Annotated in this window: 22 protein-coding genes; 8 read left to right on the top strand and 14 right to left on the bottom strand. The window is 73.4% G+C overall.

Annotated elements, in window-relative coordinates; translation table 11 throughout:
• Positions 1 to 66 precede the first annotated feature (66 nt).
• From ACIOJE_RS30240 to ACIOJE_RS30230, 3 genes are all read right to left on the bottom strand, one after another.
• Positions 67 to 1044, bottom strand: a complete 978-nt coding sequence (locus ACIOJE_RS30240; RefSeq protein WP_280683252.1) for an alpha/beta hydrolase — start codon at positions 1042 to 1044, stop codon at positions 67 to 69.
• A gap of 158 nt (positions 1045 to 1202) precedes the next feature.
• Positions 1203 to 4646: a S8 family serine peptidase gene (locus ACIOJE_RS30235; RefSeq protein ID WP_400780495.1), complete on the bottom strand. Its 3444-nt coding sequence runs from the start codon at positions 4644 to 4646 to the stop codon at positions 1203 to 1205.
• Between the two features lie 486 nt (positions 4647 to 5132).
• Positions 5133 to 5984 (bottom strand): siderophore-interacting protein, encoded by an 852-nt coding sequence (locus ACIOJE_RS30230; protein ID WP_280683248.1) that lies wholly within the window; start codon positions 5982 to 5984, stop codon positions 5133 to 5135.
• Between the two features lie 82 nt (positions 5985 to 6066).
• Between ACIOJE_RS30230 and ACIOJE_RS30225 the strand changes: the two genes are divergently transcribed.
• The gene (locus tag ACIOJE_RS30225) at positions 6067 to 6843 is read left to right on the top strand and encodes a TetR/AcrR family transcriptional regulator (protein WP_280683246.1); all 777 of its coding nucleotides are present in this window, start codon (positions 6067 to 6069) and stop codon (positions 6841 to 6843) included.
• On the opposite strand, the gene ACIOJE_RS30220 is transcribed toward ACIOJE_RS30225, so the two are convergent.
• The 4 genes from ACIOJE_RS30220 to ACIOJE_RS30205 all read right to left on the bottom strand — a co-directional run bounded on the left by ACIOJE_RS30220 (position 6840) and on the right by ACIOJE_RS30205 (position 9783).
• Positions 6840 to 7037, bottom strand: coding sequence for a hypothetical protein (locus ACIOJE_RS30220; protein WP_280683244.1), 198 nt, complete (start codon positions 7035 to 7037; stop codon positions 6840 to 6842). The genes ACIOJE_RS30225 and ACIOJE_RS30220 overlap by 4 nt on opposite strands.
• 260 nt (positions 7038 to 7297) lie before the next feature.
• A complete protein-coding gene (locus ACIOJE_RS30215; protein WP_400780490.1) occupies positions 7298 to 8209 on the bottom strand; it encodes a peptidoglycan-binding protein in 912 nt (303 codons plus the stop codon).
• 88 nt (positions 8210 to 8297) lie between these two features.
• Entirely contained in the window at positions 8298 to 8678 is a 381-nt protein-coding gene (locus tag ACIOJE_RS30210) for a hypothetical protein (protein WP_280683242.1), read from the bottom strand.
• A gap of 148 nt (positions 8679 to 8826) precedes the next feature.
• Positions 8827 to 9783 (bottom strand): DUF2690 domain-containing protein, encoded by a 957-nt coding sequence (locus ACIOJE_RS30205; RefSeq protein ID WP_280683240.1) that lies wholly within the window; start codon positions 9781 to 9783, stop codon positions 8827 to 8829.
• Positions 9784 to 10119: 336 nt separating this feature from the next.
• On the opposite strand from ACIOJE_RS30205, the gene ACIOJE_RS30200 reads away from it, so the two are divergent.
• Positions 10120 to 10578 (top strand): helix-turn-helix domain-containing protein, encoded by a 459-nt coding sequence (locus tag ACIOJE_RS30200; RefSeq protein ID WP_400780486.1) that lies wholly within the window; start codon positions 10120 to 10122, stop codon positions 10576 to 10578.
• Positions 10579 to 10686: 108 nt separating this feature from the next.
• Here ACIOJE_RS30200 and ACIOJE_RS30195 read toward each other — a convergent pair whose 3' ends face one another.
• The 4 genes from ACIOJE_RS30195 to ACIOJE_RS30180 form a co-directional block, all read right to left on the bottom strand.
• Positions 10687 to 11406 (bottom strand): peptidoglycan-binding protein, encoded by a 720-nt coding sequence (locus ACIOJE_RS30195; protein WP_400780483.1) that lies wholly within the window; start codon positions 11404 to 11406, stop codon positions 10687 to 10689.
• A 201-nt stretch (positions 11407 to 11607) separates the two neighbouring features.
• Positions 11608 to 12687: an N-acetylmuramoyl-L-alanine amidase gene (locus ACIOJE_RS30190; protein WP_280683236.1), complete on the bottom strand. Its 1080-nt coding sequence runs from the start codon at positions 12685 to 12687 to the stop codon at positions 11608 to 11610.
• A gap of 199 nt (positions 12688 to 12886) precedes the next feature.
• Positions 12887 to 13276: a peptidoglycan-binding protein gene (locus ACIOJE_RS30185; protein WP_400780479.1), complete on the bottom strand. Its 390-nt coding sequence runs from the start codon at positions 13274 to 13276 to the stop codon at positions 12887 to 12889.
• A 290-nt stretch (positions 13277 to 13566) separates the two neighbouring features.
• Positions 13567 to 15411, bottom strand: a complete 1845-nt coding sequence (locus ACIOJE_RS30180) for a glycoside hydrolase family 15 protein (RefSeq protein WP_400780476.1) — start codon at positions 15409 to 15411, stop codon at positions 13567 to 13569.
• A 305-nt stretch (positions 15412 to 15716) separates the two neighbouring features.
• On the opposite strand from ACIOJE_RS30180, the gene ACIOJE_RS30175 reads away from it, so the two are divergent.
• The 3 genes from ACIOJE_RS30175 (at position 15717) to ACIOJE_RS30165 (ending at position 18046) form a co-directional block, all read left to right on the top strand.
• Positions 15717 to 17081: a D-alanyl-D-alanine carboxypeptidase family protein gene (locus ACIOJE_RS30175; protein WP_400780474.1), complete on the top strand. Its 1365-nt coding sequence runs from the start codon at positions 15717 to 15719 to the stop codon at positions 17079 to 17081.
• A gap of 69 nt (positions 17082 to 17150) precedes the next feature.
• On the top strand, positions 17151 to 17561 hold the full coding sequence (locus tag ACIOJE_RS30170; RefSeq protein WP_400780471.1) for a PPOX class F420-dependent oxidoreductase: 411 nt from the start codon (positions 17151 to 17153) through the stop codon (positions 17559 to 17561).
• A gap of 71 nt (positions 17562 to 17632) precedes the next feature.
• Complete coding sequence (locus ACIOJE_RS30165; RefSeq protein ID WP_400780468.1) at positions 17633 to 18046, top strand: NTP pyrophosphohydrolase; 414 nt, start codon at positions 17633 to 17635, stop codon at positions 18044 to 18046.
• 24 nt (positions 18047 to 18070) lie between these two features.
• Here the strand turns inward: ACIOJE_RS30165 and ACIOJE_RS30160 are convergent, their stop codons facing one another.
• Together ACIOJE_RS30160 and ACIOJE_RS30155 are read right to left on the bottom strand one after the other, a co-directional pair.
• The gene (locus ACIOJE_RS30160) at positions 18071 to 18313 is read right to left on the bottom strand and encodes a hypothetical protein (protein WP_280683225.1); all 243 of its coding nucleotides are present in this window, start codon (positions 18311 to 18313) and stop codon (positions 18071 to 18073) included.
• A 71-nt stretch (positions 18314 to 18384) separates the two neighbouring features.
• A complete protein-coding gene (locus tag ACIOJE_RS30155) occupies positions 18385 to 19017 on the bottom strand; it encodes a hypothetical protein (RefSeq protein ID WP_400780465.1) in 633 nt (210 codons plus the stop codon).
• Between the two features lie 407 nt (positions 19018 to 19424).
• On the opposite strand from ACIOJE_RS30155, the gene ACIOJE_RS30150 reads away from it, so the two are divergent.
• Genes ACIOJE_RS30150 through ACIOJE_RS30140 form a run of 3 tightly spaced genes read left to right on the top strand, consistent with a single transcriptional unit; the run spans position 19425 to position 22332 of the window.
• Positions 19425 to 19586: a hypothetical protein gene (locus ACIOJE_RS30150; protein ID WP_280683222.1), complete on the top strand. Its 162-nt coding sequence runs from the start codon at positions 19425 to 19427 to the stop codon at positions 19584 to 19586.
• 32 nt (positions 19587 to 19618) lie between these two features.
• A complete protein-coding gene (locus ACIOJE_RS30145; protein WP_400780462.1) occupies positions 19619 to 21850 on the top strand; it encodes a heavy metal translocating P-type ATPase in 2232 nt (743 codons plus the stop codon).
• Positions 21847 to 22332, top strand: coding sequence for a copper chaperone PCu(A)C (locus ACIOJE_RS30140; protein ID WP_280683216.1), 486 nt, complete (start codon positions 21847 to 21849; stop codon positions 22330 to 22332). Before ACIOJE_RS30145 ends, ACIOJE_RS30140 begins: the two co-directional genes overlap by 4 nt.
• A 51-nt stretch (positions 22333 to 22383) precedes the next feature.
• Here ACIOJE_RS30140 and ACIOJE_RS30135 read toward each other — a convergent pair whose 3' ends face one another.
• A complete protein-coding gene (locus ACIOJE_RS30135; protein ID WP_400780458.1) occupies positions 22384 to 23571 on the bottom strand; it encodes an agmatine deiminase family protein in 1188 nt (395 codons plus the stop codon).
• Positions 23572 to 23639: the final 68 nt, after the last annotated feature.

Raw genomic sequence — 23639 nt, 5'->3', positions numbered from 1 at the left:
TGACCACGGACCTCGACGGGCCTGTCCGGCCCCCGTCGGATCCGGACAGGCCCGCCGGCCGGCTGCTCAGGCCGCTTGGTCGTCCAGGTGCTTCAGGAAGTCCAGCAGCGCCTCGTTCACCTCGGCCGGGCGCTCCTGCTGCGTCCAGTGCCCGGTCTCCGGCAGCCGGACGTGGCGGTGCAGCCGGGGCACCCGGCCCAGCAGGTGCGCCAGCACGTCCGGCGGGACGAGCGCGTTCACCAGGTCCAGTTCGCCGGCCACGTACAGCGCCGGGACCTGCACCGTCAGGCCGTCGAAGGCGGTCAGCAGTTCGGCGTTGCGGTCGATGTTGCGGTACCAGTTGAGCCCGCCGGTGAAGGCGTGCTCGCCGTGCCGGGCGTAGTCGGCCGCGAAGGCGTCGATGTCCGCCTCGGTGAGCCAGTCCGGCAGCCGCTCCGGCTCCGGGACGGTGTCCAGCAGGGTCTTGCCCTCGGGCACGACCCACGCCCGTGGCTTGCCGTCGGGGTGGGTGCCCCCGAGGATGCGGCGGAAGCTCGACTTGATGTCGGCCGCCAGCTCGGCGTCGGCCCGGCCGGGCTGCTGGAAGTAGATCTGGTAGAAGCCCTCGCCGAACCTCTCCCGGGACTCGCTCGTCGGCCGCAGCCCGCTCACGCCCACCGGCGGGACGCTCAACCCGGCGACGCCGCGCACCAGATCCGGCCGCAGCGTGGCGGCGGCCCAGGCGACCGGGGCGCCCCAGTCGTGCCCGACCACGACGGCCCGCTCCTCGCCGAGCGCGCCGATCAGCGCCGTCACGTCGCCGACCAGGTGCAGCAGGCTGTACGCGTCCACGGACTCGGGCTGCTCGCTGCGGGCGTACCCGCGCTGGTCGGGGGCGACGACCCGGTAACCGGCCTCCGCGAGGGGGCCGAACTGGTGCCGCCAGGAGTACCAGCTCTCCGGGAAGCCGTGCAGCAGCAGGACCAGGGGGCCCTCGCCCTGTTCCGCCAGGTGCAGCCGCACGCCGTTCACCTCGACGTGGCTGTGCTTGATCGCGTCGTTCAACTCCCGCTCCCGGTCCGCTCCGAAGGTCCGGGGCGTCGGCCGCCCCGGTTCTGCCCGCCCCAACACCCCCGGAGCCCCGGGCATTCCCCCCGCCCCGCACGCGACGCGGCCGAGGCCGCCCCGGAACTCCGGGACGGCCTCGGCCTCATGGTGGTGCGTCAGTTCACCGTGTAGCTGTACGGGATCGCCGCGAGCACCGAACCGGTGGTGCTCAGGACGTTGTTGGCGGTCGCCAGCGAGGTGGGGCCGGACACCAGGTACAGCACACCGTGGACGGTGCTGCCCTTCGGGCCGGTCGGGGTGACGGTCACCTGCAGCGAGCCGCCGGCACCCGGCTGGACGGTCACCGGGTTGGCGGCCGGGGCCGTGGCGTCGACCGCGCGGGCGTACGGGTCACCGGTGCTGGAGGCCAGCGCCGGGTCGAACGCCTGGGTGTGCGCGGTCGCCGTGATGGTGGCGGTGCCGGTCGGGGCGCCGGCGGTGCCGAACGGACCGATCTGCTGCAGGAAGGTGCCCCACACGCCGGGGAGGATCGGCTGGGCCTGGCTGCCGGTGTCGGTCACGACCGAGATGGTCGAACCGTCCTGGGCCTTCTTCAGGTCACCGAAGAGGTCCGGCGAGCCGGTGGTGCCGGACAGCTCCAGGTGGGCCGGCGTCGAGGAGGCCGCCACCGCCTTCAGCTGGTCGGTGCCCGGCGGGACGAGGAAGGACGGCACCGCGGAGGTGAGGCTCAGCGGCAGGCTGACCGTCGCGGAGGCGCCCTGCGGCACCAGCGGGAGGTCCGCCCGGCGGTCCAGGCGACCGTCGGCCGAGATGTTCTGCGGGGCGACGGTGTTGTTGGTGTAGTTCACCTGGACGGTGACCGGCTTGCCGGCCGCCAGCTTGGTGCGCGCGTCGTTCGGCAGGCCGGCGGCGGTGGCGCGGTTCTGGTTGAACGCGACGGTGCCGGTGAAGTCCTGGGCGAGCTCCTGGCCGCTGACCGGGCCGAGCACGTTCAGGACGAACCGCCAGCGGCCGGCGGCCGGGTTGACGGTGGTGGCCGAGACGCCCCCGGTGGTGCCGGTCAGGTTGCCCTGCGCGTCGAGCAGGCCGTTGCCCTCGATGTCGATCGGGGTGCCGTTCGGGCTGATCAGCGCGCCCTGCATGAGCAGCTTCGAGTCCTTGGCGACGGTGAGGCCGACGCGCAGGTCCTTCTGGCCCTTCGGGACGTCGAAGGCGTACGCGAAGCTCTGCGTCGGCGAGGAGCCGCGGCCGTTGCCACCGGTGATGGTGCCGGTGAAGGTGCCGGTGCCCTGGTTGACCGGGACGAGGCTGCGCAGCACGACCGGGACGCTGGTGGTGGTGCCGTTGGAGCCGGCCACGGTGATCGACTCGCTGGAGTCGCCGCTGGTCGCCGGGGTGGTGAGCTGGACCTTCAGGGTCTTGGTCTCACCCGGCTTCAGGTCCGCGACGGTCGGGCTGACGGCGCCGGCCGGCACCGCGCGCTGGGTGGCGGTGCCCAGCTGGACCGGGCCGTTGTAGCCGGCCTTGCCCGCCGGGGTGTACAGGATGGCGGTCCACTCGCCGGCCACCGGGTGCGGGACGTCCACCAGGCCGAAGTTCGCCGAGGTGGCACCGCCCTGCGGACGGGTGTTGGTCTCGAAGCGGCCCGACGGGTCGAGCAGCGTCATGCGGACCACCGGGCCGTTGACGACCGGGCTGGCCGCACCCTGCCAGGCGATCGACGCCGCGAGGCGGTCGGCGCCGGCCGGGACGGTGAACTTGACCTGCTTCTGCACCCAGGTGGCGCCGTTGGTGGCGTACTTGAAGGTATCGGTCGAGGCCGTGTCCAGCTGGACGGTCTGCTGGTTGCTCGCCTGCGGGACGAAGGTGCGGGTCGCACCGCTGACCGTCTGGGTGGCGCCACTGGTGTTGGTGACGGTCACGTCGGCGGTGTGGGTCGAGCCGGGGGTGCCGGCGACGTCGACCTGACCGGAGGTGACGACGACGGTCTTGCTGTCGGACGAGCCGGAGCCACCCTGGTAGCCACGGGCGGCCTCGACGGCCGCACGGACGTTCAGCAGACCGGCGCCCTGCTCCTCGGCCGGCACGCCGAGGTCCTGAGCGGTGCCGGTGATGAACTTCTTCACCAGCGCCGGAGCGGGCGACTGGCCGTGGTGGGTGTCGCGGTAGGCCTGGATGACCAGGGCCGCGGCGCCGGTGACGAACGGCGCGGCCTGGCTGGTGCCGCCGAACGACTGGATCGGCGAACCCTGGCCGCTGAAGCCCGTGCAGTCGGTGTACTTGCTGGTGTCGGGCGAGCAGAGCGCCCAGTCCGACTCGCCCGGCGCGACCAGGTCGACCGTGCGGCCGGCCTGGGTGAAGCCGCCCGAGGAGAGCGCGGAGATGCGGTTGTCGCTCCAGGTCTTGTTGGAGAACTGGGAAGCCGCGTAACCGGTCTGCTGGTAGTTCTGGTTGTCCGTGGAGGCACCGACCGCGATCACGTTCGGGTCGGTGGCCGGGGTGCCGATGGTGCCGCTGATGCCCGCGTCGCCGGAGGAGACGGAGACGGTGACACCGGCCTTGACGGCCTGGTCGTTGAAGAGCGAGATGGTGTCGTGCGCGCCGCTGTCCGGGGTGACGTTGCCGCCGAAGGACTCGTTCAGCACGTCGACCTTCGCGACCGAGACCGCGTAGTCGATGGACTGCAGGATCGACGAGTTGGACATGATCTCGCCGCCGGCCCGCAGGGCGACCAGCGAGGCGTCCGGGGCGAGGCCGCGGATGCGGATGTTGCAGCCGGCCGGCAGGGCGCGCGAGGAGTTGACGAACTTCGCGACGTCGTACACCTGGCGGCCCTGTGCGATGACCGCCGAGGCGTCGCCGAAGGCCTCCGCGCCACCGGTCGGCGCGTCCACGCCGTCGCCCGCGAAGTCCTGGTAGTCGACGACCGCGTGCGAGCCGTCGGCCCGGATGAAGTCCGGGTTGTTCGGGTCGAGGCCGTCCGCGATGTAGGCGACCTTGACGCCCTTGCCGGTGGCCAGGTCGGCCGCGCCGGGCTTGCCGCCGGCGCCGACGGCGTGCGTGGAGTAGAGGCCCTCCGGCTCCAGCAGCGGCTGGGACGGGTCGGACGGGCAGACCGTGTTGGTCGCGTTCTGCTCCGCGCCCTGGCTGCCGTTGCTGCCCGAAACGGCCTGCGGGGCGGCGGCGGCCTTGGGCGCCTTGGCGCCGGCCGTGGTGTCCGCGGCGTCCTTCTTGGCCGCGCCGGCGGCCGGCGGCGCGACGGCGACCTGCTCGTCCGCCACCACCGAGGCGACGGCCGGGTCGGCGAGCAGCGCGGCGCGCAGCGCCGGGCTGACGGTGGCCGAGAACGCGTTCCCGACCACGAAGCTCTTGATGTTGGTGCCGCCGTTGGCCTTGACCTTGTCCAGCAGCGGCGCCTGGGCGTTCGCGGCCTTCTGCTTACGGGCGCCGAGGTGGCCGTTGTCGGCCGGGGCGTCCGCTATCTGGTCCTTGAGAATCACGATCACCGGCACCGGGGCCCCGTCCGCGGACGCCACGGGGGCGTTCTGCGAGTCGGGGACCGGAGTCGCGTTGGCGCTGGACCCGAAGGTCAGGACCATGGACGCGGCGGTGACCGTGACGGCAGCTGCTAGCTGGGATTTCCGCCAGCCGATCAATGGACATCCTTTCGTCTGATGAGACGTCAGGTTGCGCAGCCCAGCGTACGCGGATCCTGTCGGACGCGTGGTTGCTCCGGACCGCGCGTCCCGACAGCGGTCGCATTCCAGCGCATCCGACACGACCACGACAAGGGGGGAAATGCCCATTAAAAAGTAAAAAAGACCATCAGAAAGTAAAATTCACAGCAGAAATCGGGCCATGTCCGCCCCTTTTCCCCTGACCGGGCCCGGCCGGATCCGTTCGATCCCGGTCGAAAAATGTCGGTGGCGAACTCTGGACACTGGCGAACCACCGCCACCTGCGACACATCGTCAACACCGCCACAGACCCTTCCCCGCACGCCCGCACTGAAACCGGACATGACAGAGCCGGCGGCCGCGGGAGGGCGGCCGGAAAGCCCGGCCGCCGCGACCGCAAGGACGGGATCAGGAGGCCGCGAACCGCTCCTGGGCGTCCGCCAGATCCTCGGCGGTGGGCGCGTCGTCCTGGGTCAACCGGTGGCGCCAGTACCCGGTGAAGTCGATCGAAGACTTCGGCACCCCGCGCTCCTCCACCAGCTGCCGGCGCAGCGCCCGCACCGCGCCCGCCTCGCCGGCCAGCCAGGCGAACGGCGTGCCGCCCGGCAGCCCGGCGGCCCGGACGGCCCCGACCAGCGCCTCCCCCGGAGCCCGCCCGCACCGGGTCAGCCAGTGCACGGCCAGTTCGGCACCGCTCTCCAGCGGCTGCCGCTCGGCCTCGTCCGCGACCTCGACGAACGCCACCGCCCGCACTCCGGCGGGCAGCGCCGCGACCAGCGTCGCGATCGCCGGCAGGGCCGTCTCGTCCCCGGCCAGCAGCACCCAGTCGGCAGCGGCGGCCGCCTCGGCGAACGGGACCGTCGGGGCGTACAAGGCCGAGGGACCGACCATGCCGAGCCGCTGCCCGGGCGCGGCGCGATCCGCCCAGGCCGCGGCCGGACCGCTGTCGCCGTGCAGGACGAAGTCGATCTCGACCAGCCGGGTGCCGGGCCGACGACGGCGGAGGGTGAAGCTGCGCAGCAGCGGGCGCGCGGCCTCGGGGATCGCCAGGTACGCCTGGTACCAGCTCATCGGATCGTCGCTCTGCGCCGGCAGTTCGGGCTCCGCCTGCCCGGGGCGGGGGAAGCACAGCTTGACCTGCTGGTCGGGCGCCACGCCCACAGAGTCCGCCAGGGCCCCGGCCTCGAAGGTGACCCGGGCGGTGCGCGGCGTGATCCGGCGGACCTCGACGACCTCGACGAAGGTGACGGGCAGTGTCATCGCGAAACCCCTTCGATTGATAACCTTACGGCATAAAGAGTTGCCGTTGCCGAGGTTACTTTACGCCATAAGGAGTTGCTGCATGGTCGTCTACGCGGGACAGGGCGACGCCCACCGGTCCCTGTCCCTGCTCTGGGGCGCGACACCGGAACCGGGCACCGGGCGTACCGGGCGCAGCGGCCCCAAGCCGGGCCTCAGCGTGGACGCGATCGTGTCCGCCGGCATCGCGGTGGCCGACACGGACGGCATGGCCGCGCTCTCGATGCGCGCCGTCGGCGAGCGGCTCGGCCGCACCGCGATGGCCCTCTACACCTACGTGCCGGGCAAGGCCGAACTCCTCGACCTGATGCACGACCGGGCACTCGCCGAACTCCCGGCCGACCCCCCGGTCGCGGACGGCTGGCGATCGGCCGTCACCGCCTGGGCCGAAGAACTGTACGCCTGCTACCTGCGCCACCCCTGGATGCTCCAGGTGTCCCAGGCCCGCCCGGTGCTCGGCCCGGCCGAACTGGCCGCCATGGAACGCCTGTTGCGCGCCCTGCGGCCGGCCGCCCTCGCCCCGGGGCGGCTGCCCGGCGTGGTCGCGGCGCTCTGGCAGCTCGTCCGCGGCATGGCGGCGGTGGCCGCCGAATCGCGCGGCGCGGCCGCCGCGACCGGCGTCGCCGACGAGGACTGGTGGACCACCCGATCCGCCCGACTCGCCGAACTGGCACCGGACTTCCCCGAGCGCTTCCCCCTGCTGACCGCACTGCAGGGCGCCGCCGACGGTACCCCGCAGGACCGCGACCAGGAGGCCTTCCGCACCGGCCTCGCCGTCCTGCTCGACGGCGTGGCGGCCTCCGCCGCTGCCGCTGATTAGCCCCGGCGGGCCGCGGGGATCGCCAGCAGGATGCCGAGCACCAGCAGGATGGCGTACCCCGCGGTCTCATGACCCTCCGGCACCAGGAAGCGGACGAAGCCGAACAGGCGGAAGCCCTCCAGCCGGTCCGCCAGCAGGCCGGACCCGCCGCCGAGGATCAGGACGAAACCGAGATAGCCGAGCAGGGTCTTCATACCCCGAGCCTAGACAGCGCCCCGCGCCCGGAAATCCGACTTTCGGCGCGACCCGACCCATCGAAGGTAGCGACCACCGCGATGCCCGGGGCTGAACGGACCGCCCTGTGCTTCGGGCTCCGCCGGTCCCCCGACCCGCCGGGGGTGAAGGCCCGGCCGGGCCGGGTGGTGGGAACGGGAGAGGGGCACCGGGTGTGTCCGGTGCCCCTCTCCTCACGGTGCGCGTCCGCTTCGGCGGGCCGGTCCCGCCTCGGCGGCGGTCAGTTCATGAAGGTGACGTCCCAGTGGCTGCCCTCGTTGGCGTAGATGTTGCCCGAGGGAGCGGTCCACAGGTCGGCGCCGTCGGCGCGGGTGCCGCTGTGCGCGAAGTTGCCGGTGATGTAGTTGGTGAGGCAGCTCATCATGCCGAAGTCCAGCTTGTAGCCGTTCCCGTGGCTGTAGGTGCCGCTGGCGTGGCCGGTCTCGGTGCCGCCGGTGATGTTCAGCGGGCAGCTGCCGACCGCGTGCTTGAGCGCGACGGCGCCGTCCGCCGAGGCGCGGCGCAGGCCGTCGAAGGAGGTGCAGCTGCTGTTGTTGCGGTCGGAGCAGCCGCCCGAGGAGGACCAGGTGATCCCGGCGGACGAGAGCATCGAGGCGGCCTGCGACTGGCTCAGGGTGTCGCCACCGCCGCCGCCGGTGCTGCCGCCGCCGGAGACCAGGGCGGCCCAGGTGGCGGGGCCGACGATGCCGTCGACCGGGTTCAGGCCCGCGGACTGCTGGAAGTTCCGCACCTTGGAGTCGGTGCCGGCGCCGAAGGCACCGTCCACGGCGAGCCCGGCACCGTGGGCGTTCAGCTGGACCTGGAGCGCCTTGACGGCGTCGCCGTTGTCGCCCTGACGGACGGTCACGATCAGCTTGGACCAGGTGTCGGTGCCGACGACGCCGTCCACCGGGTTCAGGCCGTTCGCGCTCTGGAAGCTCTTGACCTTGTCCTGGGTGCCGGGGCCGAAGGCGCCGTCGGCGGTGGTCCCGAAGCCGCGGGCGCTCAGCAGGTACTGGACGGTGGTCACATTGTCGCCCCGGTCACCGTTCTGGACGATGGGCCAGCTCGCGGCCTGGGCGACGGGGGCGGACAGCAGTGCCGCAAGGATCGCGGCGAACATCGCGGCGACTACGGCCGAGACGCGCTTCATGACGGTTCCTCACTGAGTGGGAAGGAAAGTGGAGAGGGGGTGGCGGCAGGGAAGGGCCGCCGCCGGAAGCGGAGCGGGGCGGTCGTGATCAGAAGTACGTCGGGATGAACTGGTAGCACGGCTGGGTGTGGCTGTAGACCATCGAGTTGCCCGTGTTCTTCCCGACGATGCCGTCCGGCACGATGCTCGGGTTGCTCTGGCTCTGGACCTGCTGGAAGTACGTCACCAGCCCCTTGGTCCGGGGACCCCAGAGGCCGTCCTCCTTCACCGAGACACCCTGGATGCCACCGTTGGAGGCCCAGGTGTTCAGCAACTGCTGTACGCACAGCACGCTCTGGTAGCTGTTCGGGTACCCGTCGCCGATGTAGTCCGCGGTGGTCGACGCCTGCGCCGGAGCGGCCAGCGCGAGCGTGGCGCCCGCCGTGGCCAGGGCGAGAGCCGTCTTGAGACCGAGCTTTGTCCGCATCATGGTGTGCCCCTTCCTGTGGGCCCGGGGAGGGAGTCCGGGCGGCCACCAGCCAAGCAGCGCCTCACGCGTCCCACCAGGTCATGCCGTCCCGGGACGCGGCCGGGACGGCCGTCCACGTTCATCCGGGGTCCGGGAAGCGGCAGTGTGGTCAGGGCGCGGGGGTGGTGGCCGGTGCCGGGGGCTTGGGCACCGGCATGGCGCTCGCGCGGGCGGCAGGGTCGTTGACGACGCTGGTGCAGGCCGCGCCGCCGGACCGGTGGCCGCACACCTGGAGAGTGGTGTCGCCCGGGCCCGCGTCGACCATCACCGAGTAGTTGTCGTAGCCCCAGTGGATCAGGGCGGTCTCCTGCTCGCCGGTGTTGGTGGTGATCGTGGCGCTGTCACCCGGGGAACCGTTGGTGATCCCGGCCCAGGCGGCCCGGCAGCGCGGGCTGTAGTGGACATAGAGAATCGCCTCGCCCACGTTGCCGGTCAGCAGGGTGCGCTCGTCGAGGTCGCACCCCTGGGTCTGAGGGTCCTTGCCCGCGCAGCCCACGCCCTGACAGGGCGTCGGCGCCGTCGGCGTCGTCGCTGCCGCCACCGGCTGCGATCCGGTCCGGTCGTCGTGCGTGCCGCGTGGGTACAGGGCCGCGAACAGTGCGAACGCGGCGACGACGGCCACGCCCAGGAGGGTCGCCGGCCGCCGCCACCCGGCGAGCGCCGGCCCGGCGGTGTCGGCGTCCGCCGTGGAGGGGGACGGATCCGGCGACGCTGCGGGCTCGACCGCTTCGACCGGCGGCGCGGGTGTGGGTACGGGTGCGGGCGTCGATATGGGTACGGCGGCGGGTGCGGCCTCCGTGTCGCGGGCGGCCTCGGCCTGTCGCAGGAGGGAGGTCAGCAGCGCGGCGTCGCACTCCACCGCCGCGATCAGGCCGGACAGCGCCTGCGAGGTGATCAGGCGCTTCCCGTTCAGCCACCGCTCCCAGGACGCCTTGCTGAGGTGGGTCCGCTTCCCCAGGTCGGCCAACGAGATCCGGTGCGCGTCCTTGACCGCGCGCAGTTCCTCGGCCAGGCGCCGAGCCGGCTCCGAAAGATCAGCGGGGAGTGGCTTCCAGGACTGGCTCATCTCGGCTACCTCGTCAGGTGGATCGATGGGAAGCGTGGGACTGATTGCAGCCTGTGAGTTTATGCGGTCGTTGCCTGTCCTTTCCACGCCTCCACGGACCGGCCCCGCCCCTGCCCGGGCCCCGCCCGGAGCCGCCGATCGGGACCGGCGTTCCGGGAGATCGTCTCAACTTGCTCCGGCCCGGCGTCTCAAAGCACAGCTCAGGGCCGTGGTGCGGGTTGGGTCGTCCCACAAAGTTCGGAGCTCTCGCATCTCACCGGAGGATGCCGCAGAGTTTGCATGGCTTTTGACCACACCAGAGTGAGCCACACCAGAGTGAGTACGGGGAGTAGCACCATGGTCCGCCACCTTGCATCCGGCAACACGCCTCCGGCCCCTGCCGATCAGCTCGCCAGCGAGCTCCAGGCGCTGAAGTCCGGTTCCGGTCTGACGTACGTCCGGATCAGCGAACGCACCCACTACGCGAAGTCCTCGTGGGAGCGGTGGGTGAACGGCAAGCAGTTCCCGCCCCGCGACGCCGTCGAGCGGATCGCCGGCCTCTGCGAGGGCGACGCCGCGCACCTGCTGGACCTGTGGAACCTGGCGGACGCCTGTCGCGCGGCGGGCGGTGCGCCGGACCGCACGGCGCCGGTCGGGCCGGCCGGCGCCGTGCGGTCCGAGGACCGGGACCGGGACCGGGACCGGTACCGCCAGCAGGTGGCCGTCCTGTGGTCACTGGCCTCGCTCGTGCTGATCCTGACGGCGGGTCTGGTGCTGACCACCGCCGGTCGGCGGACCTTCCGGCGCAGCAGCTGATCCACCGGCCACGACGCCGCGTTCACCCCGGGACGGTTCCGGAAACGACGATGCCCCCGCGGAGCGCAGCGGCTCCGCGGGGGCATCGGGGGTGTCCTGGTCGTCCGATCAGTACCAGTTGTGGGACTGCCAGAAACCCCACGCCGAACACGGGTCGCCGTAGCGGCCCTTGATGTAGTCCAGGCCCCAGCTGAGCTGGGTGTTCGGGTTGGTCTGCCAGTCGGATCCGGCGGCGGCCAGCTTGTCGCCGGGGAGCGCCTGCGGTATGCCGTACGCACCGGACGACGGGTTGGTCGCGTAGACCTTCCAGCCGCTCTCGTGGATGTAGATCTGGTCCAGGCAGCCGAACTGGCCGCTCACGCTCCAGCCGTGGCTGCCGAACTTCCACTGGGCGGTGATCTGCACGGTCCGCGCGATCCCCAGCGCGTTCATGGTCGCCGGCCCGGCGATGCCGTCGTAGCTCAGGCTGTGCGCACGCTGCCAGGTGGTGACGGCGTCGGTCGTCCCCGAGCCGTAGGCGCCGTCCGCGCCCGAGCCGACCGCGCGCTGCACCTCGGCGACCTTGTTGTGCAGCGCGAGTTCGGTGCGGCCGCCGTACACGCCGTCCTCGTCGAGCCCGTTGTCGTGCTGGAAGCTGCGGACGGCGGCGGTGGTGTTCGGGCCGTAGGTGCCGTCGACGCCGCCGCCGGCCAGGTAGCCGATCCCCACCAGGTTGCGCTGGAGCCAGGTGGTGGAGTCGAGTGCCTGTGCCGGTGCGGGCAGCAGGGCGAGTGCGACGAATGCGAGCGCGGCTGCGGCGAGTCCGCGCAGGGCCGAGGTACGTTTCACGGGTCATCCCTCCAGGGCCTGTCGGGTGATCAGGCGGTGTCGCCCACTGTCGGGCTCAACTGGCCGTCCCACCAGGGATCCTGGCGTCCCAGGGACGTCCCGGCAGCCCTCGGGGTGCCCGGTGGTCCCGGCGTGTGCGGCCGCCGACGCCGGTGCCCCTCGCGGGCGGCAGGTCCGCGAGGGGCACCGGCGGATGCGGCGTCAGGCGACCAGTCGGCTCCAGGTCCGGGCGTCGACCACGCCGTCGGCGGGCAGCGACGCCGAGTTCTGGAAGGACGTCACCCCGGACTGCGTGCCGGGGCCGAACGCGCCGTCGACCGTCACCGGGATCCCGTGCGCGACCAGCTGGCTCTGCACCGCCGTCACCGCGCTGCCCGAGGCGCCGCGGGCGAGCGGCGCGACGGCCTGGCTCCACGTCTGGTTGCCCGCGACCCCGTCCGCCGAGGCGTGCGTGGTGTTCTGGAAGGCCGTCACGGCGCTCTGCGTGGCCGGCCCGTACGACCCGTCCACGGTCAGGGTCGCACCGTGCTGCACCAGCAGGTACTGCAGCGTCTTCACCCGCTCGCCCGAGGCCCCGCTGCTGAGCATCGGCCACACCGGCCCGGTCGGGTCCCCGCCGATCCGCGCGGCCACATCGCGGCGCAGCTGCGGGAGCAGCGCGTACAGGCGGTCGCCGGGGCACTCGGTGTTGTTGAAGTCCCGGTGCCCGTAGATCTGGTAGGCCCGCAGCCCGTACTGGCGGCAGATGGAGGTGATCAGGTCGACCAGCGCCGCGTACTGCTCGCTACGCGGGTCGACGGTGCTGTAGGTGCCCTCGTTCTCGATGCCGATCGCCACCGTGTTCTGCGCCGTGCAGTGGGCGGACTCCACGTGCTGGGTGCCGCCGAGCAGCGTGGACAGGCTGTTGTGGCGGCCCTCCATGATGTACGCGCCGCGGCTGATGGTGAAGTGCTGGCCGGTGTCTATCCAGCTCTCGCTGTCCATCTGGTAGGTCTGCATCGACCGGGCCAGTGAGAACGCGGCCGCCTGCGAGTAGTCCGTCACGTTGGCGGTCGCGGTGTGGTGCACGATCACCTTGTCCGGCACGCCGGCCAGGACGTTGATGGGGCTGCTGGAGGGCCGGGCCCCCCACGCGTTCGTGTCGGCGATCGCCGGTCCACCGGCGGCCCGTGCCACCCCGGCGGGCAGCACGGACGAGAGCAGTGCACCGGTACCGATCGCGAAGGCGCCGGCCAGCACCGAGCGGCGGCCGGGGTGGGACGGGGTCGGGTCGGGGTTCATACGGGGCTACCTGGTCCTCAGCTGGTCGGGTGGTGGTGAAAACACCGCTGCCCTCGGGCCTCTTGACGGCGCGAGGGCAGCGGTGGAGTCCGGGCCCGGCGGGCGGGGTGTCGCGCGGCCGGCCGGGTCGGCTCCGGTCGCGTCGACGACGCGGCGCGGCAGAGCCGGGTGGCTCCGGAGCAGACGCGCTGCTACCTGGTCAGGAGCTGGTGGGCAGCGCGGCCCGGCACTTGCCGTCCCACCCCTGGTCGCCGTAGTCGAGCAGCAGGTCACCGGTGAGGGGGCCCACGATGCCGTCGGCGTGCTTCGCGTAGCTGATCAGCATGTTCTGCATCCAGATCACCGCGCTGCGGGTGTTCGGGCCCCAGTAGCCGTCCTCCTTGAGCGACGGGTAGTTACCGCCCCGGGCGAGGGCGAACTGGTTGAAGTCGTGTTGGACGCACTGCACGGCGGTCCAGTCGTTGGCCTGGTTGTCACCGACGTATCCGGCCTGGGTGTTGGCACTGGCCGTGCCGGCCAGCGTGGTCGCCGCGATGGCGGCGGACGCCGTCACCACGGCGGCACGCTTGACCAGGGAGTGAATCGCCACGGTTCTCCTCGGGCTAGGGCATGGTCCGCACTCGACGGACTCGATGACCGCCACGCTAGGAGCGGCACGGTCCGGACCACCACGCTTCGCCGTCCCCGAACCGTCCCCGAACCGTCCCTGGACCGTCCCTGATCCCGTCCCGGGACGTCCGAGCTCCGGCTTCACCCGCCCACGGACCGTCAGCGACCGGATCGTGCCCGCCCCAGCGGCTGCGCGGTCCGGCGCACCCTGGAGCGGAAGTCACCGAGTCGCCGGCCGGATAGGCGATGGCCTCGGCGATCTGCGCCGGGTCAGCCGAGCGCCCGGTCGAGGTTGAACGCCGCGCTGATCAGCGAGAGGTGGGTGAACGCCTGGGGGAAGTTGCCCAGTTGTTCACCGGTCGGGCCGATCTCCTCGGCGTAGAGGCCGAGGTGGTTGGCATAGGTGAGCATCTTCTCGAAGGCCAGCTGGGCCTCCTCCAGGCGCCCGGCGCGGGCGAGCGCCTCGACGTACCAGAAGGAGCAGATCGAGAAGGTGCCCTCGGTTCCCCGCAGGCCGTCCGGGCTGGCCTGCGGGTCGTAACGGTAGACCAACGAGTCCGACACCAGGTCCGTGGTGAGCGCGTCCAGGGTCGAGAGCCATTTGGGGTCGGTGGGCGAGATGAACTTGGCCATCGGCATCATCAGCAGGGAGGCGTCGAGTACGTCGCTGTCCAGGCCCTGGACGAACGCTCCCCGCTCGGCCGACCAGCCGCGCTGCATGATCTGCCGGTAGATCGCGTCACGGCTCTGCCGCCAGCGGGGGAGGTCGGCGGGCAGGCCGCGCCGGTTCGCCATCCGGATGGCCCGTTCGATCGCCACCCAGCACATCAGCCGCGAGTACAGGAAGTTCCGTCGACCCCCTCGGGTCTCCCAGACGCCTTCGTCGGGCTGGTCCCAGTGACCGCAGAGCCAGTCCACCACGACACCGACCTCGTCCCACCGGTCGCTGCTGATCGGCTGTCCCCACTTGTCGTACAGGTAGACGGAGTCGATCAGCGCTCCGTAGATGTCCAGCTGGAGCTGGCCGGTGGCGGCGTTCCCCACCCGCACCGGAGCGGATCCCAGGTATCCCTCCAGGTGGGACAGCTCGTGCTCGGGCAGTTCGTCGCGTCCGTCGATGCCGTACATGATCTGCAGCGGGCCCGTGGCGGCGCTGTCCTGGCCGGAGCCCTGCATGCCCCGCTCGTCGAGGAAGGCCATGAACGCCTCCGCCTCCGAGGTGAAGCCCAGCCGGAGCATGGCGTAGATGCAGAAGGCGGCGTCGCGGACCCACACGTACCGGTAGTCCCAGTTGCGCTCGCCGCCGATCTGCTCGGGCAGGCTGGTCGTGGGCGCGGCCACGATCGCGCCGGTCGGCGCATAGGTGAGCAGCTTCAGCACCAGCGCGGAGCGGTGCACCGTCTCCCGCCACCGACCGTGGTAGCGCGAACCGGCCAGCCAGCGCCGCCAGAACCTGACCGTCGCCTCGAACTGCTCCTCCGCCTCGGCCCGGGGGCAGGCGCGGGGAACGACGTCGTCGCCGATCTGGTCGAGGGCGAACACCGCGGACTCGCCTTCGAGGAGCTTGAAGTGCGACCACACGTCCAGGTCGTCGCACTCGAGCGCCGCGGTGGCCGTCAGCGCCAGCGACATCGACCGGGACCGGAAGAGCGCCTCGTGGGCCCGCAGCTCCACGGTGTGCGGTTCGGCCCCGTAGCCGAAGCGGGGAGCGATCCGCGCCCGGAACGGGAGCGTCCCCCGCACACAGATCACCCGTCGGATCAGCCGGTGCCGGGCCGCCTCGCGCGACTCGTCGACGACCGGCATGAAGTCCTGGATCTCCGCCACACCGTCGGAGGCGAAGAACCGCGTGATCAGCACGTTGGTGTCGGGGAAGTAGAACTGTCGCGTGCGGGTCGGTACATCGGCGGCCAGTTCGAACGATCCGCCCCGGTCGGCGTCGAGGATGGACGCGAACACGCTGGGTGCGTCGAAGCGCGGGCAGCAGTACCAGTCGATGGTGCCGTTGGTGCCCACGAGTGCGGCGGTACGGAGGTCACCGATCAGGCCGTGCTCGGAGATCGGCAGGTAGCGGGCGCCGTCCACGCCTCCGAGACAAGCATTCCCGAACGCCATGTCGGCCTCCCTACCACTGCGGCCCGGGCACCGAAGAATGTCCCTATTCATGGTAGTCGGCCCGGACCGCGACCACCCGCCCTGCACGAGGCCACACGCTGTCGGCATGCCCTCTGACCAGGCCGGACGAGGTCTCCGGGAGGGCGGGGTCGCCGGCTCGCAGCCGATGACCCCGTTGACCGAAGGCAGTCCTGGCGGGCGGCGCGTGTCCCGGGCGGATGATCACCGATCCGCAGGTGGAGTGCGGCCAGCCGGACGGAGCAGCAGGCGCGGCGGCCCGGCGGCGGCCCGGGTACGTTCGCCGTGTGCAGCAGAAGTCACAGCAGGTCAGCAGGATAGCGGCGGCCGCCGCGGTGTCCGCCCTGGCGCTCGGCGCCGGCGTCCCGACCGCCACCGGCGATCCGACGGCCTTCGGTGCGCCGACCGCCTTCGATACCCCGACCGCCTTCGGGAAGGACGCCGCCGGCGCGGTCGGCGGGGAGCGGCTCGGCCGATCGACCGTCCAGGTCGCGCCGCTGGCTGGTGCGCCCGCGCTCCCGCGCGCGTTGACCGGGCGGTCCTGGCTGATCGCCGACGCCGGCAGCGGCGAGGTGCTCGCGGCCCGCAACGCCCACCTGCCGCTGGCCCCGGCCAGCACCCTGAAGATGCTCTTCGCGGACACCGTGCTGCCCAAGTTCGACCGCGCGACGGAGCACCAGGTGACCGCGGCGGAACTGGCCGACGTCGGTGTCGGCAGCAGCCTGGTCGGCGTCAAGGAGAACTTGCCGTACCGCGTCGAGGACCTCTGGCGCGGCGTCTTCCTCAGCTCCGGCAACGACGCCGTCCACGTCCTCGCGCACATGAACGGCGGCCTCCAGCAGACCGTCGCGCAGATGCAGGCCCGCGCCAAGGCGCTACAGGCCGGCGACACCAAGGTGGTCTCCCCCGACGGCTACGACATGGACGGCCAGGTCTCCTCCGCCTACGACCTCACCCTGTTCGCCCGCGCGGGGCTGCGCAACGCCGACTTCCGCGCCTACTGCTCGACCCGCACCGCGCGCTTCCCCGGCGGGCTGGACAAGCTCACCGGGCAGCGCATCAGCTTCGACATCGCCAACACCGACCGGCTGCTCGGCAAGTACCCGGGCCTGATCGGCGTCAAGAACGGCTACACCACCAACGCGGGCGCCACCTTCACCGGCGCCGCCCAGCGCGGCGGCCGCACCCTGCTGGTGACGGTGATGCACCCCGAGGTGCAGGCCGAGGTCTACGACGAGGCGGCCGACCTGCTCGACTGGGGCTTCGCGGCGACCGGCAAGGTCCAGCCGGTCGGGCAGCTGGTGGAGGACACCTCCGCCGCCTCCGCGGGCCCGGCCCCCGTGCGCGGCGGGTCCGCCTCCGGCCCCACCGCGAAGGTGGACCCGCAGGCCGTCCAGGACAGCGGACCCGGCCTCGGCCCGGCCGCCTGGACGGCCGCGTCCCTCGGCGCCGCACTCGCGCTCTGGGCCGCCTGGCGCACCGCCGCCCGCCGCCGCGGCGCACCCGCCGCCTCGGCCGCCGCCGCGCCGCCGGCCGAGCTCCCCCGCCCGGGCGCCGGCGCCGTCGGCTCCACCGGTGTCGGCGGGTTCGGCCGGCTGACCCGCCGGGCCCGCGCCCTGGCCGTCACCGCCCGCACCCGTCTGCACCGCTGAGCCCCCGGCCCCGGCCGCGACCGGCCGGCCGGCCAGCGGTGATCGGGGCGGGGCCCTAGACTTCCGGCCATGACCACGCCCGACCCCGCCTCGCCGGACCGGCTCGCCCGGATCATCAGCCTCGCCGCCGGGAGCTACCTCCTCGTCAGCACCTACAAGAAGGACGGCACCGCCGTACCGACCCCGGTGTGGGTGGTCCGCGACGGCGAGGCGCTCGGCGTCTGGACCGTCGCGGACTCCTGGAAGGTCAAGCGGATCCGCAACCGCGCGGACGTCCTGGTCGGCCCGTGCGACGTCAAGGGCCGGCCGACCGGCGAGCAGTACCCGGCCACCGCCGAACTCCTCAGCCCCGAGCGCACCGCCGCCTACCGCACCCTGCTGCGGCAGAAGTACGGCCTGCTCGGCGTGCTCACCCTGCTCGGCAGCCGGCTGCGCCGCGGCGAGCGCGGCACCGTCGGCATCCGGATCACGCTGACCTGACGCCCCGCCACCGCCCGGCCTTCCCGGTGGGCGGAGCGGGAGCAGCCCGGGCCGTGGCAGGCTTGGCGGCCATGGGAGTCAAGGACGCGGCCGGGGCCCGGGGCGGGCTGTCGCTGCTGGTGGTGGACGGTGCCAACGTGGTCGGGTCGGTGCCCGACGGGTGGTGGCGGGACCGGCGCGGCGCCGCCGAGCGGCTGCGGGACGCGCTGGTCGCCGTCGCCGGACAGGGCCTGCCGGAGCGGCCGGGGCCGCTGGAGGTGGTGCTGGTCGTGGAGAGCGCGGCCCGGGGTGTGCGCGAGGTGCCCGAGGTGCGGGTGGTCGCCGCGACCGGCAGCGGTGACGACCTGATCGTCGAGCTGGTCCGGGCGGCCAGGGCCGATCAGCCTGACCGGGACTGCCTGGTCGTCACCGCCGACCGCGAACTGCGGGCCCGGGTCGGCGCGCTGGGCGCAGCGGTCACCGGGCCGCGCAGCGTGCGGCGCTAGGTGTTCTGCCCCGTGAGGGTGGGGTCAGTCCGCCTGGGTGGCGTACATGCCCCAGTGGATCGCCTGGTCGGAGGCGGTGACGGTGAACTGCAGGTCCCGGCCGGGCCTGGCGGGGATCTCCACCGAGCCGATGCCGATGGCGTCCGCCGGGCACTGGACCGCGAAGTCGGCCGGGGCCAGGCCGGCGACGTGGACCTGCACCGAGCCGCCGCCCTGGCAGCCGACCGTCACGGTGAAGGGCATCGAGGGGTTCACGGAGGCTGACACGGCACCGCCGTCGCCGATCCATTCCGGGATCCAGCCGATTCGGCGCCGGGCGCATTCACCGGCAGCCGGACTCAGTAACGGACGGCCTTGACCACCACGGGCAGCAGCCGCTGCTGTGCCGGGGTTCGGCTGAACGCGATCGGGGCGGCCTGCTCCCCCACCGGGACGTGCTCGGCGCCGACCACCGTGCTGTCCACGGCCCTTCCGGCGGTGTCGGTGAAGTCCACCTGCACCGCGTAGGAGGCCGCGTTGATGCCCTGGTTCTCGATGGTGGCCACGACGGCGGGCAGCCCACCGGAATCGCTCAGCGGCACCGGGGTGAGGGTGACCGAGTCGAGGGCGTTGCCGCCGCCGGGCAGATCGGCGAGCACCGAGGCGGCCTTGGCCTGGGTCTGGGCCTCCTGGGCGGAGACCGAGGCGGCGAACGAGGCCGCCACCGACGCGTCGGCCGTGGGGGCCGCGGACGGCGACCCGGCCGGTGACGGGGAGGCGGTGCCCTCGGAGGCGGTGGCCGACTCGGACGGCGCCGGCGCCGAGGCGGCGACCGAGGGGTTGGTCGACGAGCTGCTGCACGCTGCCAGCACCCCGGCGGCCGCGAGGGCCGCCAGCAGGGCGGCCGCCCGGCGGCGGGGACGGAGCCGGGGACGGCGGCCCTGCCGACGGCTGGTGGCCGAGGGACTGGGAAGGCTGTGGAGTTCGCGCACCGGGGTTCTCTCTTCTCGCTCGGCGTCCGGCGGCCGGAGGCCCGTATGCACCCCATGCTTCGGGGTGCCCCGGGCGGGAGCGAGAGCTGCACACCCGTTCGAGTGGAGGGGATGACGACCAGCGGGAACGGCTCGGACTCCGGCTCCCGGACGCACCCCCGGTGGTGGGAGGCGGACGGCGTGGGCGATGGAGGGCGCCTCCCGGGGATCACCAACGGGCACCGGCAACTCTTCTGACGGGAAGTAGCCGGGCCCAGCTCAGCGGGAGGCGCCGTCCCGGACGCTACCCGCTCCGTTCGGGTCCGTCATCCGAATAAAACCGCTGGTGGTTCGAACCGTACGGGAACCAACCGCCTCCGCCGTCCGACTGCTGGGGGGTGAGTGCGAAGTCGCCGGGTGTCCGGCCGTTGAGTGTGCTGGCGGGGTTCGCCCTGCTGCTGGTGGTGGTGTTCGTGGCGGCGTATGCCGTGGGACGGCAGGCGGGGCCGGTGTCCCCCGGGCTGAGGCCCGGGAACCAGGGCAGCGACTCGCCCGGGATGGGCGGGCACGACATGGGCGGGATGCGGTGAGCCCGGTCGCGGGGGCCGATGCCGGGGCCCTGGTGAGCACCGATCTGGCGGTCGGCGGGATGACCTGCGCGGCCTGCGTGGGCCGGGTGGAGAAACGGCTGGCCCGGATCGACGGGGTGAGCGCCGGGGTGAACCTGGCGACCGGTCGGGCCCGGGTGCTGCATCCCGCCGCGGTGCCGGTCGCGGAGCTGGTGGCAGCGGTCGAACGCGCCGGCTACACCGCAGAGCCCGCGCCCGAGGGGGTGGGCGTCGGAGTGCCGGACGAGGAGCCGGCGGAGCGGTGGCGGCTGCTGGTGACGGTCCTGCTGGCCGTCCCGGTGGTGGTGCTGTCGATGGTGCCGTCGCTGCAGTTCGCCGCCTGGCAGTGGGTCTGCTTCGCGCTGGCCGTCCCGGTGGTGACCTGGGGGTCGGCCGGGTTCCACCGCCGGGCCTGGCAGGGGCTGCGGCACGCGGCCGCCACCATGGACACCCTGGTCAGCCTGGGGGTGGTGGCGTCCTTCGGCTGGTCGGCGTACGCGCTGGTGTGCGGCGGCGCCGGGGAGATCGGCATGCGGATGCCGTTCTCACTGACCGCGGACGGCGGCGGCGCGGCGCACGTCTACCTGGAGGCCGCGGTCGGGGTGCCGCTGTTCGTGCTGGCCGGGCGGCTGCTGGAGGGCCGGGTGCGGCGGCGCAGCGGTTCCGCGCTGCGGGCGCTGGCCGAGCTGGGCGCGAAGCAGGTCTGCGTCCGGGCCGGCGGCACCGGGGAGGAGCGCCTGGTGGCGATCGAACTGCTGCTGCCCGGGCAGGAGTTCGTGGTGCGCCCGGGCGAGCGGGTGGCCACCGACGGGGTGGTGGTCGAGGGCGGTTCGGCGCTCGACCTGAGCCTGCTGACCGGGGAGAGCGTCCCGGTGGAGGTCGGTCCCGGGGACAAGGTGGCGGGCGCGACGGTCAACGTCGGCGGCGCGCTGGTGGTGCGGGCGACGGCCGTCGGCGCGGACACCCAGCTGGCCCGGATCACCGCGCTGGTGGCCGAGGCCCAGGCCGGCAAGGCGCGCGCCCAACGGCTGGCGGACGCGGTGGCCGGGGTGTTCGTGCCCTGCGTGCTGGCGGGTGCGGTGTGCGTACTGGGCTTCTGGCTGGGCGCGGGCGCGGCCCCCCAGGCGGCGGTGACGGCCGCGGTCGCGGTGCTGGTGGTGGCCTGCCCGTGCGCGCTGGGCCTGGCCACGCCGACGGCACTGCTGGCGGCGACCGGGCGGGGCGCGGAGCTGGGCGTGCTGGTGCGCGGACCGGAGGTGCTGGAGAGCCTGCGCCGGGTCGACACCGTCGTCCTGGACAAGACCGGGACGCTGACCACCGGGCGGATGGAGCTGGCCGAGGTCACGGTGGCGCCGGGCCTCGACGAGCGCGAGGTGCTGCGGCTGGCCGGCGCGGTGGAGCACCGCTCGGAGCATCCGATCGGGCGGGCCGTGGCGGCGGCCGCGCGGGAGCGCTGCGGCCCGCTGCCCACGGCGGACGGCTTCGCGGCCGCCACCGGGCTCGGGGTGTCCGGGGCGGTCGAGGGCCGTGCCGTCCGGGTGATCCGCCCGGACGGCACGGCGCAGCCGCTGCCCACCGCCCTGGCGGACGCCGTCGCCGCGGCTGCGGACGCGGGCCGCACCGCCGTCGTGGTGGAGCTGGACGGGCGGGCCTCGGCCGTGCTCGCGGTCGGCGACACGCTGCGCTCGGGCAGCTGGCGGGCGCTCCACCGGCTGCGCGGGATGGGCCTGGAGGCCGTGCTGGCGACCGGGGACGGTCCGGGCGCGGCCCGGGCGGTGGCGCGCGAGCTGGGCATCGAGCAGGTGCACGCCTCGGCCTCGCCGGAGCGCAAGGCCGAGGTGGTGGCCGAGCTGCGAGCCGCCGGGCGGACGATCGCGGTGGTCGGCGACGGCGTCAACGACGCGGTGGCGCTGGCCTCGGCGGACCTCGGGGTGGCCCTGGCCTCGGGCAGCGACGCCGCGATCGGCGCGGCGGGACTGACCCTGGTGCGCGGCGAGATCGAGGCGGTGGTGGACGCCGTCCGGCTGGCCCGGCAGACGCTCGCGACGATCCGGGCCAACCTGCTGTGGGCCTTCGGCTACAACGTCGTGCTGATCCCGCTGGCGGCGGTCGGACTGCTCAACCCGATGCTGGCGGCGGTGGCGATGTCGCTCAGCTCGCTGCTGGTGGTCGGCAACAGCCTGCGGCTGCGCACCTGGCAGCCGGGGCGCGGCACCTCGGCGGCCCGGAAGGGGGCGCGGCGATGAGCGCGATCGAACGGCTGCGGACGGTCGGCCCGCCGGTGGGCGCGGCGGCGCTGACGCTGGCGCTGCTGACCGGGTGGACGGCGGCCGGCGGAGCCGGGCGGCCCCGGCCGGTGGAGGCCGGAGCGGGCTGGCTGCTGCTGCCGACGGCGGGCGCGGCCCCGGCCACGGCGGCGTTCTTCACGATCCGCAACCCGGGCGACGTGCCGGACGAACTGACCAGTGCCAGCTGGGAGTTCGGCGGTCGGATCACCCTGAAGCGGCACCTGCACCAGGGCGCCGCAGGACGCTGGGAGCCGGTGAGCGCGCTCCCGGTGCCGGGCCGCGGCGAGCTGGCGATGTCCCCGGAGGACGCCGACCTGATGATCGCCGACCCGCCGCCGCTGCGGGCCGGCCAGTGGGTGGAGTTCACCCTCGGCTTCCGGCACAGCCCGGAGCTGCGGCTCAGGGCCCAGGTGTTGCCGCCGGGCTCCCGCCCGCGCTGAGCGGGCCCGCGACCGGCCGCCGGGGACGCCGCCGTCCCCGGCCGGCCCCCGTCAGGTCGCCGAGCCCGCCGCGGACCCGGAGGAGCCGGCGGCCACGGGCTGCTGCTGGGTGGAGCAGTGGATGCCGCCGCCGCCGGCGGCGATCGCGTTGATGCTCACCGGCACGATCTCGCGCCCGGGGTGGAGGTCGCCCAGGATGCCCGCCGCCCGGTCGTCGGAGGCCTTGTCCCCGAACTGGGGCATGATCACGGCTCCGTTGACGACGTAGTAGTTGAGGTAGGTGGCCAGGAAGTCCTTGCCCCGGTCCGGCTGTCCGCTGAGGTCGGGCTCGACGAGTTCCACGACGCGCGGCGTCCGGCCCTGGGCGTCGGTGGCGCCGTGGAGCACCTGCAGGGCCTGGTCGGAGGCGCGGGACCAGATGTCCGGCGGGGTGTCCGGGCCGGGGCGGTGGATGACGACCACGCCCGGCTCGGCGAAGCGGGCCAGGGCGTCGACGTGGCAGTCGGTGATGTCCTGCCCGGACACGCCGGGGAACCAGATGACCTTCCGGACGCCGAACAGGTCCATCAGAGCGGCCTCGATCTGGCCCCGGTCCTTGCCCGGGTTGCGGTTCCCGTTGACCCACGAGCTCTCGGTGGCCATCAGGGTGCCCTCGCCGTCGACCTCGATCGCGCCGCCCTCGCCGGTGACCGGTGCCTGGATACGCCGGATCCCGTAGTGGTCGAGGAGCTTGCGGGCGACCTGGCTGTCGTTGTCGTGGTTCTGCTTGTTGCCCCAGCCGTTGAAGTTGAGGTCGACGCCGGCCAGCGCGCCCGGCCCGGTGACGAAGGTGGGGCCGGTGTCGCGGGCCCACAGGTCGTCCACCATGAGGTCGATGACCTCGACGCTGGCACCGCACTGCTGCCGGGCCTCGGCGCTCTGGTCCGGGCGGGCCATCAGGACCACCGGCTCGAACCGGGCGACGGCCTGCGCCACGTGCGCGATGTCCTGGCGGACGGCGGGCAGCTGGTCGCCCCACACCTGATCGAGGGCCGGCCAGGCCATGAACGTCCGGGTGTGCGGGAGCCACTCGGCCGGCATCGCGAGCGGGCCCGGGGCCGTCGTGGCGGCGGGAGGTACCGAGGACTCCTCCTCCCCGGGCGGGGTCGCGTCCGAGCCGCAGCCCTCCAGTACCGCCAGCGCGGCGGCGACGGCCCCGGATCGCAGCAGGGCCCGGCGGGACAGGGCGGGTTCTCTCATGGCACGTCCCCTCGTGGTCGGATTCACCCGGAAACGGGCGAATCCGACAGTAGGGCGGGCGGGGGGCA

Origin of the sequence: Kitasatospora sp. NPDC087861 (genome assembly GCF_044742585.1) — a bacterium.
Taxonomy (GTDB): domain Bacteria; phylum Actinomycetota; class Actinomycetes; order Streptomycetales; family Streptomycetaceae; genus Kitasatospora.
The sequence above is the reverse complement of the archived record's forward strand: the minus strand, read 5'-3'. Positions and strand labels throughout refer to the sequence as shown.

What these genes read in the sequence shown, in the direction of transcription:
- ACIOJE_RS30235 (WP_400780495.1), bottom strand. Translation starts at nt 4,646, where the DNA reads ATGGTCCTGACCTTCGGGTCCAGCGCCAACGCGACTCCGGTCCCCGAC.
- ACIOJE_RS30230 (WP_280683248.1), bottom strand. Translation starts at nt 5,984, where the DNA reads ATGACACTGCCCGTCACCTTCGTCGAGGTCGTCGAGGTCCGCCGGATC.
- ACIOJE_RS30225 (WP_280683246.1), top strand. Translation starts at nt 6,067, where the DNA reads ATGGTCGTCTACGCGGGACAGGGCGACGCCCACCGGTCCCTGTCCCTG.
- ACIOJE_RS30220 (WP_280683244.1), bottom strand. Translation starts at nt 7,037, where the DNA reads ATGAAGACCCTGCTCGGCTATCTCGGTTTCGTCCTGATCCTCGGCGGC.
- ACIOJE_RS30215 (WP_400780490.1), bottom strand. Translation starts at nt 8,209, where the DNA reads ATGAAGCGCGTCTCGGCCGTAGTCGCCGCGATGTTCGCCGCGATCCTT.
- ACIOJE_RS30210 (WP_280683242.1), bottom strand. Translation starts at nt 8,678, where the DNA reads ATGATGCGGACAAAGCTCGGTCTCAAGACGGCTCTCGCCCTGGCCACG.
- ACIOJE_RS30205 (WP_280683240.1), bottom strand. Translation starts at nt 9,783, where the DNA reads ATGAGCCAGTCCTGGAAGCCACTCCCCGCTGATCTTTCGGAGCCGGCT.
- ACIOJE_RS30200 (WP_400780486.1), top strand. Translation starts at nt 10,120, where the DNA reads ATGGTCCGCCACCTTGCATCCGGCAACACGCCTCCGGCCCCTGCCGAT.
- ACIOJE_RS30190 (WP_280683236.1), bottom strand. Translation starts at nt 12,687, where the DNA reads ATGAACCCCGACCCGACCCCGTCCCACCCCGGCCGCCGCTCGGTGCTG.
- ACIOJE_RS30180 (WP_400780476.1), bottom strand. Translation starts at nt 15,411, where the DNA reads ATGGCGTTCGGGAATGCTTGTCTCGGAGGCGTGGACGGCGCCCGCTAC.
- ACIOJE_RS30170 (WP_400780471.1), top strand. Translation starts at nt 17,151, where the DNA reads ATGACCACGCCCGACCCCGCCTCGCCGGACCGGCTCGCCCGGATCATC.
- ACIOJE_RS30165 (WP_400780468.1), top strand. Translation starts at nt 17,633, where the DNA reads ATGGGAGTCAAGGACGCGGCCGGGGCCCGGGGCGGGCTGTCGCTGCTG.
- ACIOJE_RS30140 (WP_280683216.1), top strand. Translation starts at nt 21,847, where the DNA reads ATGAGCGCGATCGAACGGCTGCGGACGGTCGGCCCGCCGGTGGGCGCG.
- ACIOJE_RS30135 (WP_400780458.1), bottom strand. Translation starts at nt 23,571, where the DNA reads ATGAGAGAACCCGCCCTGTCCCGCCGGGCCCTGCTGCGATCCGGGGCC.